General features: G+C 71.7%; 1 protein-coding gene (only partly in view). It reads left to right on the top strand.

Going from position 1 to position 18,501, the window contains the following annotated elements; all coding sequences use genetic code 11:
* Positions 1-18,315, top strand: the 3' portion of a protein-coding gene (locus BV907_RS03710) for a hypothetical protein (RefSeq protein ID WP_139346584.1). Its footprint begins 13,770 nt before the window's first position; only the last 18,315 of its 32,085 coding nucleotides appear in the window; its start codon lies off the left edge, out of view; the stop codon is at positions 18,313-18,315.
* Positions 18,316-18,501 lie beyond the last annotated feature (186 nt).

Here is an 18,501-nt window from a genome sequence, read left to right on the forward strand (position 1 = left end):
ACCGTCACGTCCGATTCCGCGTACACCGCCACCTCCGAGTCCGACGGCCCGACCATCGGCCTCGGCACCGTCGACGTCAAGCTCCCGCGGGCCACCGTGAGCGGCTCCACCAAGGCCAGCTACCTCGGGCAGGTGTCCAACGGGACCTCCGCCTCGGCGACCGCCACGAGCCACAACACGGCGACCGCCGACGCCTCGGAGATCATCGCCGTCGGCATCGTGGCCGTCTCGGTCGCCTACGCGCTCGCGAACGTCACCGCGACCACCGAGGCGGCCCTCGGCGGGGCGCAGGTGGGCGCCGGCGCGGTGACGGTGAGCGCGACGAGCGACGACGACGCGACGGCGACGGCGGGTGGCCTCGCCGCCGGCGGGCTGTCCGTCGCGCTGCTCCAGCCCGACGCCCAGGTGCTCGGCACGACGCGCGCGTTCGTGGGGAACTCCAAGACGGTCACCGCCGGCTCGCTCACGATCACGGCCACGGCCACCCCGGATGCCACGGCCGAGGCCGCGATGGTCGGCATCACCATCGCGGGCGGCTTCGACTCGAGCCCGCGCGCGAGCGTCGGCGGGACGACCGAGGCGTACATCGGGTTCGACGAGACCGTTGACCTGGGATCCGGGGCCGCCGTCCTGACAGCGACGAGGACGGCCAATGCCTCGGCGACCGCGAGCCGCACGACGGCGGCGCTCATCGAGGTCGCCTTCGTGGACCTCGTCGCGACAACCCAGGGCACGATCGCCGCGTTCATCGACGACCGGGCCGACGTCACGGCCGGAAGCGTGGCCCTCGTGGCCGGCGGGACGAGCACCCCGACGGCGAACACGGCCGCGATCGGGATCAAGCTCGCCGGCGTCTCGGGGTCGCAGGCCCAGGCCAAGGACCTCACGAACGTCCTCGTCCGGATCGGCCCTGCCGAGGGCGTCCTCGCCGCCGACGCGGGCGACCCGGCCTCGGTGACGACCTCCGGCGCGGGCGTCTCCGCCATGGCGTCGTACACGTCGTCCCCGCTCGCGACGTCCTCGGCCGCCGGGTTCAGCCTCGCCATCGACGCCGCGATCGTGAAGGTCACGACCACGTCGTCGCCGACGGTCAGGGCGTTCCTCGGCGACAAGGCGCAGGTCGCCGCGAACGGTTCGGGCGACGTGGCGTTCGTCGCGGCCACGACGGCGACGGCGATCGCCGACGCCAGGGGCTTCGGCGCCTCGCTCGGGGTGAGCGCAGGCCTCACGTCGACGTACGCGGTCCTCACTCCCACCGTCAAGGCCTTCACCGCCGGCGGCGGCTCGCTCTCCGGGCGCAACGTCAGGCTCGAGGCCCGCGCCAACGTCGACGTGGCGGGCAACGGCCTGTCCCCGAACTACACGTTCGCGACCCTCGACGACGAGACCAACGCCGTCTTTGACACGTCCAACACCGTCGCCCCCGCCTTCGCCCGCGTGAGCCTAGGGGCGATCGGTCTCGCCGCCGGCGTGGCGGGCGGCTTCTCCGACGCGACCAACTCGCCCACCGTCGCGGCCAGCGTCGGAAGCGGCACGCAGGTCTCGGCGTCGACCCTCCTGACCGTCCTCGGCAGGGCCTTCGGCGACGCCCAGGTCGATGCGCTCGCCCTCCCGGCCGTGGGCCTCCTCGCCGGCATCGGCGTCGTTGAGGGCACCGTGACCTCGGGCGGCACGGTCGAGGCATTCTTCGACGGCACCTCCGGGACGATCGCGAAGGCCGACGTCGTGAGCCGGCTCAGCGCGAACCCGCGGATCCAGGGCCGCGCGGCGGGCGGCGGCATCGGCGCCGGCGTCTCCGTGGCGGACCTCGACGCCAAGGCCACCGCGACGACCTCGAGCCGGGTCGGCGGCGTCCTCGTCGCCGTCGGGGACGTCACCGTCCTGGCCGACTCGAGGATCGCCGTCACGGCCACGTACAGGTCGGTCCAGATCGCCGGCTTCGTGGCGGCAGTGGCGGGCAGCGTCACGGCCGTCGACTCGACCGAGACCCGGGCCACCGTGAGCGGGACGGGCCGCGCGCACAGCACGGCGGGCAGCGCCTCGGTCCTGGCCCACCACAACTACGACGGCACCGCATTCCTCGAGGCCAACGTCGTCGAGGCCGCGGCCAAGACCCTCACGATCTCCTTCGTCCTGGCCATCAGCGACGTCACGATGCTTGCCCAGGCCAAGGCGGCCGTCTATGCGACCGTCGAGGCCGGCGCGACGCTCGCGGCGCCGTCGGGCACGGTGGCGCTGCGCGCCCTGTCCGGCAACTACGCCTACTCGTCCTTCACCCGCACCCAGGGCGGCCTCGTGAGCGCGGCTCCCGACGCGGACCCGACGGCGGAGGCGGACGGGACGACGGAGGCGAACCTCCTCGGCCACGTCCGGGTGTTCGACGGCGTGACGAGCACGAGCGGCGCCGCAGCCCTCGTCGTCCTCGCCAAGGCCGACGACACCGCGTGGGCCGGCATGGACAACGCCGGCGGCGGGGTCCTGTCCATCGCCGATTCGAACTCGTCCGCCCAGGGGACGCCCACGGTCCAGGCCACGCTGGGCGGTGCGGCTTCGGTCATCATCGCCTCTGGGGACATCACGGCCCAGGCCCTGAGCCTGAACGACGCGGACGCGACCACGGAGAGCACCAATGGAGGAGTGCTCAACCTCAACTTCTACGGTGCGACCGCCTCGATGGACGCGACCGTGAAGATGCTCGTCACCGGCGGGGCGCGCATCACGAGCCTCGGCGGCGCCGTCACGATCAACGCGACGAACAACCAGCCGGCGCCACCGGCGAGCGACGGCTCCTTCGACGCCTCCACGGTGTCCGGCAACACGATCACGTTCACGCTCGTCCACAACGCCTACACGGGCCAGCTCGTCGCCTACTCGCCCGGCGGCGGGACGGCCATCGCCTCGAATCTCGCTGGCCGCAGCATCAACGTCATCGTCACCGGTGCCAACACCCTGCAGCTCGGCCTCGAGGTCACGTTCGCGGACCCGTCCGTCACCGTCGATCCCGTCACGGACATCATCGACTTCGGCCGCTCGCACCACTTCGAGACCGGCGACCTCATCGTGTACCAGCCGATCGATGCGGCTATCGGGGGCCTGGCGCCCGGGACCTACAAGGTCTACAAGATCGACGCGACCCGCCTCAAGCTGCAGTCCACCGCGATCGATGTGACCAACCCGCCCGAGGTGGTCGTGAGCGGCAGCGCCGTCGACGGCGTCAACCACACGCTCCCGGGCAGCCTCGCGAACGGCACCTACGTCACGTACCACGCGCCCCCGCCCGTCGGGGTCTTCACGAGCCGCTTCGTCGACGTCGCGAACTGCACGCCGCTCCCGTGCGACCCGGTGGACAACAATGTCATCTTCATCGGCCGCGACGCGGACGGCGACGGCAACCTCGACGACTCCGGCCTCGTGAGCGGGGCGCGCGTCACCTACGTGGCGGCGGATGCGGCCAAGGCCATCGGGGGCCTGACCAGCGGCGGCACCTACTACGTGATCCGCGTGGACGGCCAGAACGTCCGGCTCGCATCGACCTACTGCCGCGCTCGCGGGATCTCGGTCGGCGGGGACGGCGTCTGCGACAGCACGCCGGAGAGCGGTCCAGGGGCGGACGACGACGGCGCCGCGGGCAGCGCCGCGGTCGTCGCGATCAGCCTCACGCCGAACACGACGCCCGACTACGCCGCCGTCCGCCACACGCTCACGCGCTCGAGCGATGCCGAGATCGGCCTCCTCGACACCGGCCGCGGCTACTACGTCGTCGAGTCCACCGGGGCGACCTTCAAGCTCTCCCACACGCCGGGCGGTCCCGCCATCGCCATCACTGACGGCGGCGGCTACCCGCACATCTTCCGGGCCGAGGGCCTCAACCTCACCGGCGCCGGAACGGGGGTGCAGCGCTTCATCCTCCAGCTGACTTCCGGTACGGGGACCCAGAGGCTCGAGGGCATCGGCGGCCCGAGCGGGGCCGGCAGCACGGGCGACGGCGTCGTCACGGCCACCGCGGCCGGCGGTGGCGGCGGCGCGATCAACGTCGCGACGGCCTCGGCGGACGCCACCACGACCGTGACGGTCGAGCTCACGGTCGGCGCTGCCGCCCAGATCGCCGGCGACGACGTCACGATCACGACCCACGCGTACGCGGCGAGCAAGGGCATCGCCGGCAACGCCGGCGGCGGCGCCATCAGCATCGGCGACTCTGATGCCAGGGCCGCGGTCTTCGTCACCAACACCCTGTCCGTCTCCGCCGGTGCCACGGTATCCGCCACAGACGACCTGCTCGTCTCGGCCAACAGCGACCTCAAGCCCAAGGTGCTCGCCTCGACGCAGCAGGGCGGCTTCGTCGGGGGCTCGTTCGGCGCGACCATCGCCCGGGCCGGCTACACGACCCAGACGGTCGCGGCCGGCACCTTCGTGGCCGGCGACCGTGCGACCATCGAGTCCCACACCGCCGTCGACGGGTTCGCGGACTCGATCGCCGACGTCGGCGGCCTCGGTGCCTCGGCGGAGACGAAGGCCAAGGTCCTCGTGGGCCAGGGCGCCGACACGGCGGACACGCTCACCGAGGTCACGGGCGGAGTCACGGGCCGCCACGTCCGGATCGCAGCGTTCGTCGATCCGCTCAAGGCCTATGCGCACACCTACACCTACGCGATCGCCCTCGGCGCCGACTCCGACGCCGATTCCGAGATCACCGTCGAGGGCCTCGCCCAGGCCTTCCTCGGCGCCTCGGCGAGCATCAACGGCCAGGTGGACACCGCCGTCGTCGGCGAATGGCGGCACATCGACCTCAACGCCGACGCCTTCGCCGAGTGCGACTGCGGCGGCGGGGAGACGGACTCGTACGCGAGGGTGAACCCGTCGCTCACGGCCAAGGTGGTGGGCCTCCACGGCGCGGTCATCACGACGTCGGACCTCACGGTCGCGGTGAATGACCAGGCCGACCGGATCCGGCGTCACGCCGACACCGACGGAGGCTTCCTCGACTTCGGCAACGGCGGTGACGAGGTCGGCAGCAATTCCGGGCTCCTGCGGGACATCTTCTGGGAGGTCCGGGTCATCATGCTCGGCGAGCCCAACCCCTGGCTCGAGGTCGACGCGAGCGGCACCATCACCAAGATCGTCAACGTCAAGGTCTGCGCGAACGCGGCCATGACCTTCGGGTGCTTCGAGGACAACCCGCTCACGGGAACGCACACCCAGGGCCAGCTCACGGGAACCACGTTCTACGTGGACGACATCATCTACGACCACGGCGCGCAGGCCCGTTTCCTCGCGAACGACCTCAGCGCGCCCGCCGTCTCCGGGCCGTCCGGTCGCATCTGGGGTCGCGGAGGCCTCTTTGAGTTCCAGCAGACCTGGGACTACGTCAAGCTCCTGAACGCCTCGAACCTGAATATGGTCACGAACATCATCGATGCCGTGAACACGCTGAATGCGCCGACGATCGACATCCGCGTCGACACGATCCCGCCCGGCACCGGCGTCAACGCCCCGAGCCTGGACCCGACCGCCCCGGCGCCGTCCTTCGACGGCGACATCGAGTACCGGTTCCCGCCGACGTGGATCCAGATCCGCAACACCTGCGCGTTCACGTGCCCGGTGCGGAACCCCTTCCTCCGGATCGACGACTACATCGAGAACCCCCTCGGCCGCACGGAGATCACGAACGCGAGCGGGGACATCCTCTCCGGCAGCGGGAATGAGCTGATTCGGACCAACATCCTGGACCTCGAGGCGCCGCACGGCGACATCGGCCACCAGAGCCCGACGCACGCGAACCCCGACCCCGAGCGGAACCCGATCGCGGTCGAGCTCGTGAAGTTCATCCATCCGGACCCTGAGTTCTGCGAGGGCCTCGGCCTGCCGGCGGCGCCGTGCCTCTACGAGGTCCAGCTCACCGTCGACGCCGGTCGCGACGCCGTCCTGGACCTGACCGTGTTCCGCCGCACCGACGAGGCCCTCGGCAACGCGATCACGGTGCCGATCGAGCGCATCAACGCCGGAGACGACGTCGACGTCGTCGTCAACGACAGCAAGTCCGGGAACGAGACCTCGGCGCTCACGCTCGTGACCGTGAACATGTACGACCCGGGGACCCCGTACTACGGGTACACGTACCTCAACCAGTACAGCCCGGCCCTGACAGACAGCGGTCCGCTGTTCCCGTGCGGCGGTGGCTGCGGCACCGGTTCGGGCCAGTACGAGACCCACTTCCGGCCCGACGGATCCGACCCCGACCTCGCGCACATCCTGCGCGCCCTCGGCACGACCGCCGCGCAGGAGATTGAGTCGACGTACGCTGTCGCGGCCGTCCGAGCGGGCGACGACATCGACATCTGCCATGTGACCACGGGCGGCGAGGAGCCCAAGACGTGCCTCACGACGCAGATCGACAGCGCGGGCCACGCCGTCACCGCCGACGTCCCCGACACGACCGTCCACTTCGTCGTCAACACCGACGTCGCGTGGACGGGCGGCAGCCCGAGCTCGAGCCCCGTGGACGACCCGGGCATGGCGGCCAACGTCCCGCAGATCTTCCTGCGGACGAACGGGAACATCACGGCGACCGAGCTCGTCGGCGACATGCTCGTGGGCCACATCCATTCGACGAACGGCGACGTCACGCTGTACTCGCCGCAGCGGATCCTCGACGCGGACGGCTGCCCGACCATCGACGTCACGGGCGTCAACGTCACCCTGACGGCTGGAACGGCGGGGGGTCTCGGCGGCATCGGCCTCGTGGGCGACTGGCTCGAGATCAACACGGCCGTCCTCGACCCGAGCTGGGACAGCGCGTCCGACGGCGTGCTCCGCGCCTACGACACGGCCGCCGACGACGCGATCACCCTGGGCGTCTACCTCGACGAGCTCACGGGCGACCTTCCGCTCTTCGAGGTCTTCACGGCCGGGAACGAGGCCCTGACAACCGGCAACGTGGGCCTGAGGACCGTCTCGGGCTCCGTGCTCAACGCGCGCGCCGACGACGGCGACAACGTCCGCGGGCAGAGCATCGACCTCGACGCCAACGGCGGATCGATCGGCCTCCAATCCAAGGACGTCACGATCGACTCCAACCGCGCGCCCCCGTTCGAGTGCGCCTTCCTCAACTGCGGCAACCACCCGACCACGGGAACCTCGGACCCGGCCCTCTCCGCCGAGGGCGACGACGTCGGCCTCGAGGCGGCGGGCGGCATCTGGCTCACGGAGACGGACGCGTACCTGCGCTTGGTCCTGGCGCACTCGCTCGCCGGCGACATCCGGCTGACGGTCCGCGAGACCGCGGCCACCGACGAGGATTTCTACCTCGTCGAGGACGGCGCGGCGCGCTTCGCCGAGTCCGCGACGCGGGGACCGAACACCGACGCCGACGCCCCGCGCGCCGTCCCGCACGGCACGGTCTTCGCCGAGAGCGGCAGCGTCGAGCTCCGGGTCGGCGACGACGTGGCCCTCCACGCGAACTCCCAGATCCTCGCCGACCGCGCGATCGACCTCCGCGGCGACCACGGCAACGCCGACACCGGCGGCACCCTCGCGGTCCCGGATCCCGAGTTCGGCACGAGCATGATCCTGCGCGGGCGCATCATCGCCGACTGCGTCGTGACTGCGGGCGGCCCCGGCGACGAGCCCCTGGGCACGTGCACGCCGAGCGCGGCCAACCCCGTCCCCACGCGCCAGACCAACATCTGGGGCAACGCCGACGTCGACACGTTCGACCTCGGCGACCCGTCAGGCCTCGACCTCACCCAGCCCGGCACGAAGACCACGTGGGGCAGCGCGGGCTACCTCTTCCTCGGCTCGAAGACCACGGTGCACGGCGCCGCGGCCCTCGCCCCGAACACGATGGCCGCCGACGGCGAGGACCGGTTCACCGTCTGGTACCTGCAGTCCATGGACGTGGTGACGTCGCCGACTGGTCTGCAGTCGAGCGGAACGATCGGCGCCGGCACCGGCGCGGGCCACACCCTGACCCTCGATGGCCAGGGCGAGACGGACTACTACGCGGTCTACACGAACGGCTCCCACGGCAGCATCCGCAACTACGTCATCCAGATCCTCGACACGGGCCACGCGTCCAACGGCGTCGACGAGGCCGCCGTCTACGGCCACGACAACGCCGACCCGGCCTACAGCGGCTCCTCCGCGCCGGGCGTCAACCGGGCCACGGACGACATCTTCCTGCTCCGCGCCCTGACCTGCATCGACAACGAGGGCCCGTTCGGCCTCGCGGCGGGCGTCCCGGGCACGTGCACGTCCCCGACCGAGGCTGCGGACCGGCCCGCCTTCGTGGCTCTCCTCGCCGGCAGCGGCGCGGCCGACGGCGGGATCGGCGCCTACCGCGACCGGGTCGCCGGGAACGAGCCGTCCTGGATGGTCCAGCGGATCACGTACGACGCCGCGCTCAACGGCCGGCTCACGGTCTTCGGCCTCGGCGGCAATGACGCCTTCTCCTCCGACGACACGACGACGACGATCACGCTCGACGGCGGCGCGGGCAACGACACGTTCCAGATCGGACAGATCTTCGGGACCCAACGCGACAGTGAGAACGCGCCCGACGGCGGTGGGCTGCTTCCGACCGACACCTTCCCGGCCCTCGTCCCGACGACGCGCGGCTGGCTCAGCCCCGGCACCCACGCACCGCTGCTCGCGACGGGCGGCACGGGCAACGACCGGTTCACGGTCTACTCGAACCAGGCCGAGCTCCAGCTCAACGGCGACGACGACAACGACCTCTTCGTGGTCCGCGCCTTCGCGATCGCCGCGGTCTGCGACACGGACGCGGACAACGTCGCCGGCTGCGGCCTCTCGGACGTGACCTTCGCGGGCGACCCGGTCACGGGCGCGTTCCCGACGACGGTCCCGTTCGGCCAGTGCAGCCTCGCCAACGGCTACGTGCGCTACGACAGGAACGGCGACGGCGTCTGCAACAACGCCGACGCGCACACGACCTTCACCCACGCCCCCGGCTCGAACGTGGACCTCGACTACACGATGTGGGCCGACGACGTCATCCCGCTCGACGCGAACGGCGTCGCCGTCCCCGTCATCGGGCTGGGCTTCTCGGTGGCCCGCCCGCTCGACATCCGCGCCGGCGGCGGCGAGGACGAGGTCCAGTACAACGTCAACGCGCCCGTCAACGTGGACGGCGGCACGGGCTTCGACAAGCTCGTCGTGGTCGGCACCGAATTCGCCGACGACTTCGCGATCACCGACCAGGGCATCTTCGGGGCCGGGCTCAACGTCAGCTACACGACCATCGAGATCGTCGAGGTCGACGGCCTCGAGGGCGACGACCAGTTCTTCGTCCTCTCCACGGCCTTCGGCGTCGCGTACCGGGTCATCGGCGGCCTCGGCTCCGACGCGATCTCGGTCGCCGGGGACGTCACCGCGGACATTGTCACGCGCGAGCTCGAGGGCCTCTCCGGCGCCGTCGACCACATCGTCACGAGCACCGACCCGCGCTACGACGGCATCGTCGTCGACGGCGTCCCGTACAACCTCGCGACGCCGGAGACGGGCGTCGTCGTGATCCGCGAGACCGGCACCTCGACGAGCGTCCGCGAGGGCACGACGGCGGGCCCCATCACGCGGGTCGACTGGTACACGGTCGAGCTGAGCCACGCCCCGACCGCCGCCGTCTACGTGACTGTCTCCGCCGCACGCTCGCCGCAGGAGGAGGCCGACGACGCGTTCGCGAACCCGGCCGGCTTCGGCCTCACCGACGGCGAGGCGGACACGGTCTGGCTGTGCGTCGGCGCCACGGATGCCCAGTGCGACGAGCTCTCCGAGTTCCAGCGCCACAAGGTCGTCAACGGCACGGTCGTCGACGAGGAGGGACGCGCCGTAGTCCTCACCTTCCTGCCCGGCACGTGGAACATCCCGCAGCGGGTCTATGTGTGGGCCGTCGACGACCCGCGCTCGGAGGGCGACCGCACCGTCGTCGTCCAGCACACCGTCATCGCCGCCAACCGGATCGCGGACGCCGCGTTCCACGGTGCGGCCGTCCGCCAGGTCAACGTCCGCGTCTACGACAACGACACCCCGGGCGTGTATGTGACCCAGATCGAGCCCGGCGTCGGCGCGCCCAACAACTCGACGGCGGGCCGCGTCCTCGACGACCGCTCGCTCGTGATCGAGGGCACCCCCGTCGACGGCTCTGGGACCACGCAGCGGCAGGACGACCTGCTCGTCCAGCTCGCGAAGGACCCGGGCGCCGCGACCGTGACCGTCAAGATCACCATGGACGCCGCCTCGCAGGTCCTGCTCCAACTGGCCCTCGTGAGCCCGCTCCCGGCTGGCCGCTGGACCCAGGTCGTCGACGCAGACGGCACCCACTACCTGCTCACGTTCGACGGCACGAACTGGGACGTCCCCGTCCTGCTCCGGCTCACGGCCCGCCCGAACTCCGACCCGGGCGACCCGACCACGGCCGTCATCACGTGGGGCCAGGCGAACCCGACCTCGGCGTACCGCTTCCCGAACCTCCGCTCGGGCGTCCAGCGCACCGACGTCCTGGTGTACGACGACGAGACCGCCGGGGTCGTGACGATCCCGACCGGCGTGGACACCGTCGTCGTCCAGTGCGGCGACGCGGCCTGCACCGTCCCGGGCACCTACCCGAACCAGACCGACGGCTACTGGCTGCGACTCACGACTCGGCCTACGGCGCCCGTCAACGTGGTGGTCACGCCGGACGGCCTCGTGGACGTCTACGGGATCATCGTGGGCGGCGTCCTGCAACTCGTGACCCCCGCCGACTACGCCGTGATCGGCGGCGACCTCCCGTCCCGCGTGTTCCTCGGCAGCCTCTCCTTCGGGGGCTCCACCGTGACCCGCGCCAACGGCTCCGACCTCGGAAGCTTCCTCGAGGAGGGCGTCGCGCCCGGGCAGCGGCTGCGCTTCGCGGCCTGCCCCGCCGGCGTCTACACCGTCCTCACGGTGGCCCTCGACGGACAATCCTTCACCGTCACGCCCGTGCTGGGGGCGGGCTGTGGCGGTGTTGTCTCTGGCACCTCGATCAACGTCCTCACCCGCTCGGGGCTGTGGGACGGCGCGGCGTCGTTCGGCATTGTGACGGGCGACGACGGGTTGGCGCACTACCGCCTGACCCGCGCCGACGGCTCGGGCTGGCTCGCCGACGGCTTCCTCGAGGGCCAGTGGGTCCAGATCTGCGACGCGGCGAGCGTGTGCGTGCGGGTCAAGATCCAGAACATCCGCGGCACGAATGCCGGCCACGACGAGCAGCTCGAGTTCCGCCCCACCTCCTACGACAGCCTCGCGGCTCTCGGCGCCGGGCCGTACACCGTGGTGCGGATCGCCGCCCGGGCCACGTTCAGCGACGTCGACGCCGAACCGAACGCATGGTTCCGGGACCAGCAGGTCGTGCTCCGCGCGGACCTCGGCTACTACCAGCCGATCGTGCGCCAGGGCGTCAAGCAGTTCCCCGTGAGCCAGCACCTGCTCACGCGCCTTCGCGGCCCGCTCGCCGTCGAGGGCGGCGTCTCTGGCGCCGACCGCAGCCTCCAGCTCGGGCTCAAGCTCCCCGGCGAGCAGGATGGCCCGCTCTTCGCGATCGGCGCGCAGGCGCCCGAGGCGAAGCAGATCGACGTGCTGAACATCTACGGCGACGGCTCGCAGGCCCACACCCGCGGCGCCATGACCTCCACGACCCTGCGCGGGCTGGGCATGGCAGGCGACCTCGACTTCGGCGCCTCCTACGGCGGGGCGCAGGGCGAGACGTTCGGCGAGCCGCAGGTCTTCCCGGGCGGCATCAGCTTCGGTTCGGTCGCCGTCGTCGACGGCGCGTACACGACCGACGGCGGGCGGAGCACGGTCGAGGTCCTCAACCTCTTCCTCGGCTCGGGCAACGACCGGCTCGACATCCAGGGCACGCTCCAGCCGGACGATGCCGTCAAGCTCACCGGCACGGTGGTCCTCGCTGCCTCGGCGGGCGAGTTCGGCTCGACGCACCGGCTCTCGCGGCCCGCGCCCTTCGACTGGAAGGCGCAGGGCTTCCTCGTGGGGCAGCCCGTGAGGATCGAAGATCAGAACACAGCGATGTCAGGCGCCTGGAAGGTCGTGGGCTTCGGCGACGACGACCCGTCTGACACGACCGACAGCACCGTCATGTACCTCGCGCTGCTGTCCGGCACGGCGACGGCCGGCACCGCGCTGCGCACCGTCGTCGGCCTCGACACCCCCGTGACGTTCACCGGGCAGCTCACCTTCACGGCGAACCTCACCAACGCTGCCGGGACGGTCGACGGCGGGACGCTCACCCGGGCCTCGGGCTCGTGGGCCGCGGACGGCTTCGTGGTCGGCCAGCTGCTCATGCTCGAGCGGCTCGGGGCTGCCGGCGTCCCGGAACTCGTCGGCCGGTGGCGGATCATGGAGATCTCCGCCGACGGCCTGACGCTCACACTCCGCCGCGGCGACGCCGTGGGCGATCCAAGCCAACCGGACACCGTCCTCTCGGGGACGTACACCGCCTTCGTCCCGGGCCCGCACGGCGGCCTGACGACCGTCCACGGCGGCGGCAACGCCCCGCTGCAGAACGCCTTCGAGATGCAGCGCTCGCAGCCCACCCCGGCCCAGGCCGCGCAGTACCCAGGAGCGGGCCTCGTGCTCACGCGGCTCGACGGCCGCCCGTGGGCCGTGACCGACGTCCTGCCCGGCTCGGGCTATGTGGCCGGCGCACCCTACGGCACCTACCAGCACGTCCAGCTCGCGGGCGAGTCCTTCACCCGCATGATCCTGGGCTTCGCCGACGCCGCGTGCCCGTTCGCTGACCCGTTCCCGCACTGCGGCGAGGGCGCCGTCGTCATCCTCTCCGGCCCGCTCACCGCCGTCACGGGCACCGTCCCGACCGACGTGCACGTCGCCGTCCCGTACGTGGCCACGGTGACGGCCCCGATGCAGGTCCGCACGCAGCCTTCTGCTGGAACCTCGTCTCTGAAGCTCACGTCCGGCGCGTTCTCCGCCGACTTCCTCGAAAGCATGCAGGTCCGCATCTCGGGCCTCGCCGGGCCGTTCACGATCGCGGGCTTCTCGGCGGACCGCTCCGAGATGTTCCTCGCCAACGCCGCGCTCGCCCCGACCGTGACCCTCGACGCCGACGGCATCGCCGTGTGGCACGCGCCGACGTTCACGGTGACCGGCCTCGATGAGGCACGCGACGGCGGCACCGCGATCGGCGGGGACATCATCACGGTCTGCAACCGCGGCTCCTTGCTGTACCGGATCGACGCCGACGGCGACGGCGCGGAGGACGACCCCGTCACGTGCGACGGCGCGCACACCGCCGGGCCCGGCTCGCCGCTCGTCGTCTACGGCGACACGTCCCAGGACGGCGTCTGGTACTCGGGCCGCCCGGGCGACGCGCTCGGCATGGAGTTCGGCCTCAAGCCGTTCGATCCGTTCACGGCCATTCCGGACGCGCAGAACGAGGACGACGAATGGGTCTTCGGGCTCGCGAACCCGTTCGACCACCACGGCAACGACGTCATCGACGCCTCGGGCCTCTTCGCCGACCTGCCCGCAAACCTGCAGGGTTGGCAGCTCCCGACCGTCGGCATCACGGCCTACGGCGGCCGCGGCGACGACGTCCTCATCGGCTCCCAGACCGGCGACTTCCTCGCGGGCGGCTCGGGCGACGACGAGCTCCGCGGCGGCCGCGGCACCGACCAGGTCTACGGCGACTCGGGCGTCAACGTCGACGTCCTGACCCGCGCGCTGCAGATCGCGACCGTCAACCAGGCCATGCGGCCCACGATCACGGGCGCCGGCTACCTCAACAACGGCACGACGCTGCCGCCCGTCGTCGGCGGGGTGACCGCCGTCGTGGACGACCTGCTCGTGGCAGGGCGGGACCTGCTCTTCGGCGAGGGCGCGGGCGGTCCCGGCTACGGCCCGCTGCCTGTGGACTACACCGGCCCCGAGACCGCGTTCGAGGACGTCGTCTTCGGCGACCACGGCGCCGTCGTCCAGCACGTCGCGGACACCAACACCCCGAGCCCGCTCCCGCAGAAGATCCAGACGACGCGCTGGGGCAGCGCTGTCACTGGGGGCGCTGCCGACCTGGGCGACACGTGGCGGCGCATCGAGTCGGTCAGCCTGCAGACGGGCGACGACGACGTGATCTTCGGCGGCCTCGGCCAGGACCTCCTCGTGGGCGGCGCCGGGCACGATATGGCCGACGGCGACGAGGCCGACGACATGGTCTTCGGCGACAGCGTCACGCTGGCCCGGACGATCGGCGATTGGACGAGCCCGCACTTCCAGACGCTGTGCGGCACGCTCCTGTACTCGCGCTCCGACCGGACGGCGTGCGGCATCACGGGCACGGAGAACGACTCGGGCCTGCTCCTGACGGACGGCACCCCGCGCGCCTACCGCGACCCGGACGGCGCCCCGTGGTGGGCCGAGTACGACGTGACGGACCTGTTCCACACGGTCGCGTTCGACGAGGGCACCGCCGGCGCGGGCAGCTTCGGCAACGATTACCTCGCGGGCGGGCAGGCGCACGACGTCGTCCTCGGCCAGCTCGGCAACGACGTGATCCAGGGCGACGGCGGCATCGACCCCGCGTTCCGCCGCTGGGTCGACGACTCGCCGCGGTCGGGCGGCACGGCCGCCTACCACGTCGGCGCCTCCCGCCAGCCATCCGGCTGCGTCGGCGCCCCGGGCGCGATGGTCTGCGACTACACCGGCGTCCTCTTCGCGCTCGGCTCGGCCGAGGCGGCCACGGACGGCGAGGACTACCTCGAGGGCAACGCGGGCAACGACGTCGTCCTCGGCGGCCTCGGCCAGGACGACATCGTGGGCGGCAGCAGCGACTTCTTCTCGCTCACGACGCCGGCCCTGCGCCCCGACGGCGTCGCCTTCCCGGCCCTCGCCTACCTGCCCGGCGACGACCGCGGCGCGGACCTCCTCTTCGGCGGCGCCGGCGTCCAGACCGGCATCGGCAACCAGGTCTCCGGCGTGCCGAGCGTCCCCGGAATGGCCGGGGGCACCCTCGGCGACGGCACGCCGTCGTCCGCGATGCACGCGCGGGACGCGGACACGATCGTGGGCGACAACGGGCGGATCATCCGGATCGTAGGTGTCAGCAGTGTGGATGGCATCAACAGCATCACAGCGATCGGCACCGGGCGCACGACGGCGGCCCAGGCCTCCGCGAACTACGTCACCTTCGTCTACGACTCGCCGGCCTTCGGCTACAGCCCGAGCCTCAAGATCGTGGTCCGCGGGGTGCACCTGCTCGACTACACGCCAGGCGGCCCGGACTACAGGCCCGAGAACTTCGGCCTCCCGGTTGGCGCGGACTGCAACGGCTCCGCGACGCAGCCCACGTGCTCCTCGGTCCTGAACACCTCCTCGGGCGCGTGGAAGTACACGCAGATCGGCGGCCGGGACGAGGTCCACGGCGAGACCGGCGACGACACGGCCTACACCGGCGCCGACCACGACGCGCTGTACGGCGACGCGCAGGACGACGACCTCATCGGTGGCTGGGGCAACGATTGGATCTCCGGCGGCACGGGAGCCGACGGCATCCTCGGCGACGACGGCCGGATCTTCACCTCCCGCAACGCCGGCTGCTCGGCCGCCTCCTCGGCCCCGTGCACCGAGTACGCCGAGCCGCTCTACGGCGTCTACCGGTTCCGCACCGTGGACCCGGACACGAAGACGAGCCAGGGCGATGTCCTGAACGAGTTCATCTACACGCCGGGCCAGGTCCAGACGGCGACGATCAACGTCGCCGGGGCGCTCGCCAAGGCCGTGGACCTCACGGTCTACAACCTCGGCCCGGACACCAACCAGTCCCAGCACCACGTGGCCAACCACCCGACGTTCGATGCCAACAACTCGGACGACATCATCTTCGGCGGCCTCGGCTCGGACTGGATCCACGGCGGGGCGGGCGACGACGCGGTGTCCGGCGCCGAAGCGCTGGGTGCCGGGTATGCGCAGCACTTCGATTCACTGGGCAATGTCATCGGCCTCGAGTACCTCGACTTCTGGCACCCCTGGAACCCCGGGGACGTGCTGCACTTCGGCGCGGACACCAACCCGTGGCACGCGAACAACCACAACGAGCTGCGCCTCGGCGAGTTCGCCCTCTACGACGAGTACGACCCGCGCCGGGCCATCCTCTTCAACGCCGACGGCACCGTGTGGAAGGCCGGCGCGGCCCCGTGGGCCCGCCCGTTCTTCCTCAATAACGACGTGACCGACGGCAACTGGACCACGGCGTGCATCGCCGTCGACCATCAGGGCAAGTGCACGCAGACGACCACGGACCAGCCCACGGATGGCGACGACGCGGTGTTCGGCGACCTCGGCAACGACTGGCTCGTGGGCGGCACCGGCAAGGACACGCTGTGGGCCGGGTGGGGCAACGACCTCTCGCAGGCGGACGACGACCTGGGCAGCAACGGCGGCCTCAACGACGTCCCCGACGGCGTGAACTCGACCTTCCAGGACCGCGTGTTCGGCGGCGCCGGGCTCGACATCCTCATCGGCAACACGGGCGGGGACCGGCTCATCGACTGGGTCGGCGAGTTCAACACGTACCTCGTGCCGTTCGCGCCGTTCGGCATCGCGACGGTGTCCCGCCAGGTCGAGCCGCAACTGCCCGAGTTCCTCTACGCGCTCGGCGCGAGCCAGGGCGCCGACCCGACCCGCTGGTCGGACGAGGGTACCGAGCAGGCGCGCCGCGGCGAGCCGATGGGCGAGCTCGGCCTCATCACCCAGCACGACCACGGCCACTGGCAGACCCAGACCGGAGGGCCCACCGATCCGCAGGCCGGCAACATCCCCGGCGGGCGGCGGGACACGCTGCGCGGGGCCGACTTCAACGACGGCACGCTCCAGGGCTTCGCGACCGACTCGGGCGCCTTCACCGTCCAGCAGGGCGTGCTCCAGGTGACCGCCGCGGACAGCGCGGGAGACGCCGTCGCCGTCTGGTACTCGGACGTCTATCGCAGCGTGTACTACGAGCTGACCGCGAAGATCTCGATGGACAAGCCCACTTCGGGCTGGAAGGCGAACGCGTTCGTGGTCTTCGACTACTTCGGGCCGTTCGACTTCAAGTTCGCGGGCGTCGACGAGTCGATCAACAAGATGGTCGTCGGTCACCGGGACGCCGCCGGCTGGCACTACGACGTGCAGGGCGTCGTGCCGGGCTCCGTCACCGCCGGCAAGTACTACGCGCTCGGCGTCGTCGTGAATGGCCTCGTCGTGACGGCCACGATCGACGGCCGGCACGCCCTGAGCCACACCTTCGCCCCGCGGATCCTCGGCGGTGACTCCGTGGCGCTCAACCGCGGCCTCGTGGGCTTCGGCTCGCAGCAGGCCCGGGGCTGGTTCGACAACATCGCACTCACCGTCATCGCCCCCGCCATCACGCTCGATATGGCCGTGGACTTCGAGGACGGCACGGCCCGAGGCCTCACGCCGGCGGCCGGGACGTGGGCGGTCACCGGGGCCGGAACCGGGCGCTACGAGGGCACGACGGCGGCGTCCGGGCTCGCGCTGTCGATGCTCTCCTTCGGTGCCGAGGCGCTCGACCCCCTCGCGTACCTCGACCTCGAGCTCGTGCTGCGCGCGGTCGGGCTCACGGGCGTCGTCGTCGACTGGTACGGCACGTCCGACTTCAAGTTCGTGGCCCTCGACCTGACTGGGCAGCGCGTTGTCGTGGGCCACGTTTCCTCCCGGGCCGGCGTCGTCGTCGACCGCGCGTTCGCCCGGTCCCTCGTGGCCGGCGCGGACTACACGCTGGCCCTGACCGTCAAGGCGACGATCGTGACCGTAGTCCTGGACGGGCAGGTGCTCGGCTCGTTCCAGTTCCATTCGCCGCTCGCCGACGGCCGCACCGGCGTCGTCGGATGGGGCGCCCCGGGCACGGTCGCCGTCTCCGTGGGCTCGCTGCGCTACCGGACCGACGACGTTCAGTTCGCAGGCACGGGCGCGGAGCAGCCGGCCGAGGCGACGCCCACGCAGACGGCGGCGCCGAGCCAGACGGCGCCGGGCCAGACGGCGCCGGGCCAGACGGCGTCGAGTCAGACCACGTCGTCGGGCCAGACGGCATCGGGCCAGACCACCACTACGACAACCGAGACGAGCACCGACCCCGGCCAGACGTCGCCGTCGGGTGGGACCGCCAGCACGGCCGGGACTGGGCCGACGCCGGGTGGGACCGAGCCGACCACGACCAGCAGCGCAGGCACGAGCGAGACGGCCCACCCGTCGTCGTCCGAGTCGACGTCAGCGCCGGAGAGCCCGAACGTGGCCGGCAGACGGCGTGCCTAGAGCACGCCCATGAACTCCGTGGAGCCCTGACTCGCACCGCTGGGGCGGTCCACGGACGATGGGGGAGGGGGAGGCGCCCCGAGGGGAACGGGGCAGCCTCCCCCTTTGCGGCGGGCGAGGCCCGCTGAATGCACGAAGCCGGTTCAGTCCTCGCCGGTTCACCTCGCCGCGTCACCGCGCCGGTTC

It is taken from the genome of Sinomonas mesophila, from assembly GCF_001999765.1.
GTDB lineage: Bacteria > Actinomycetota > Actinomycetes > Actinomycetales > Micrococcaceae > Sinomonas > Sinomonas mesophila.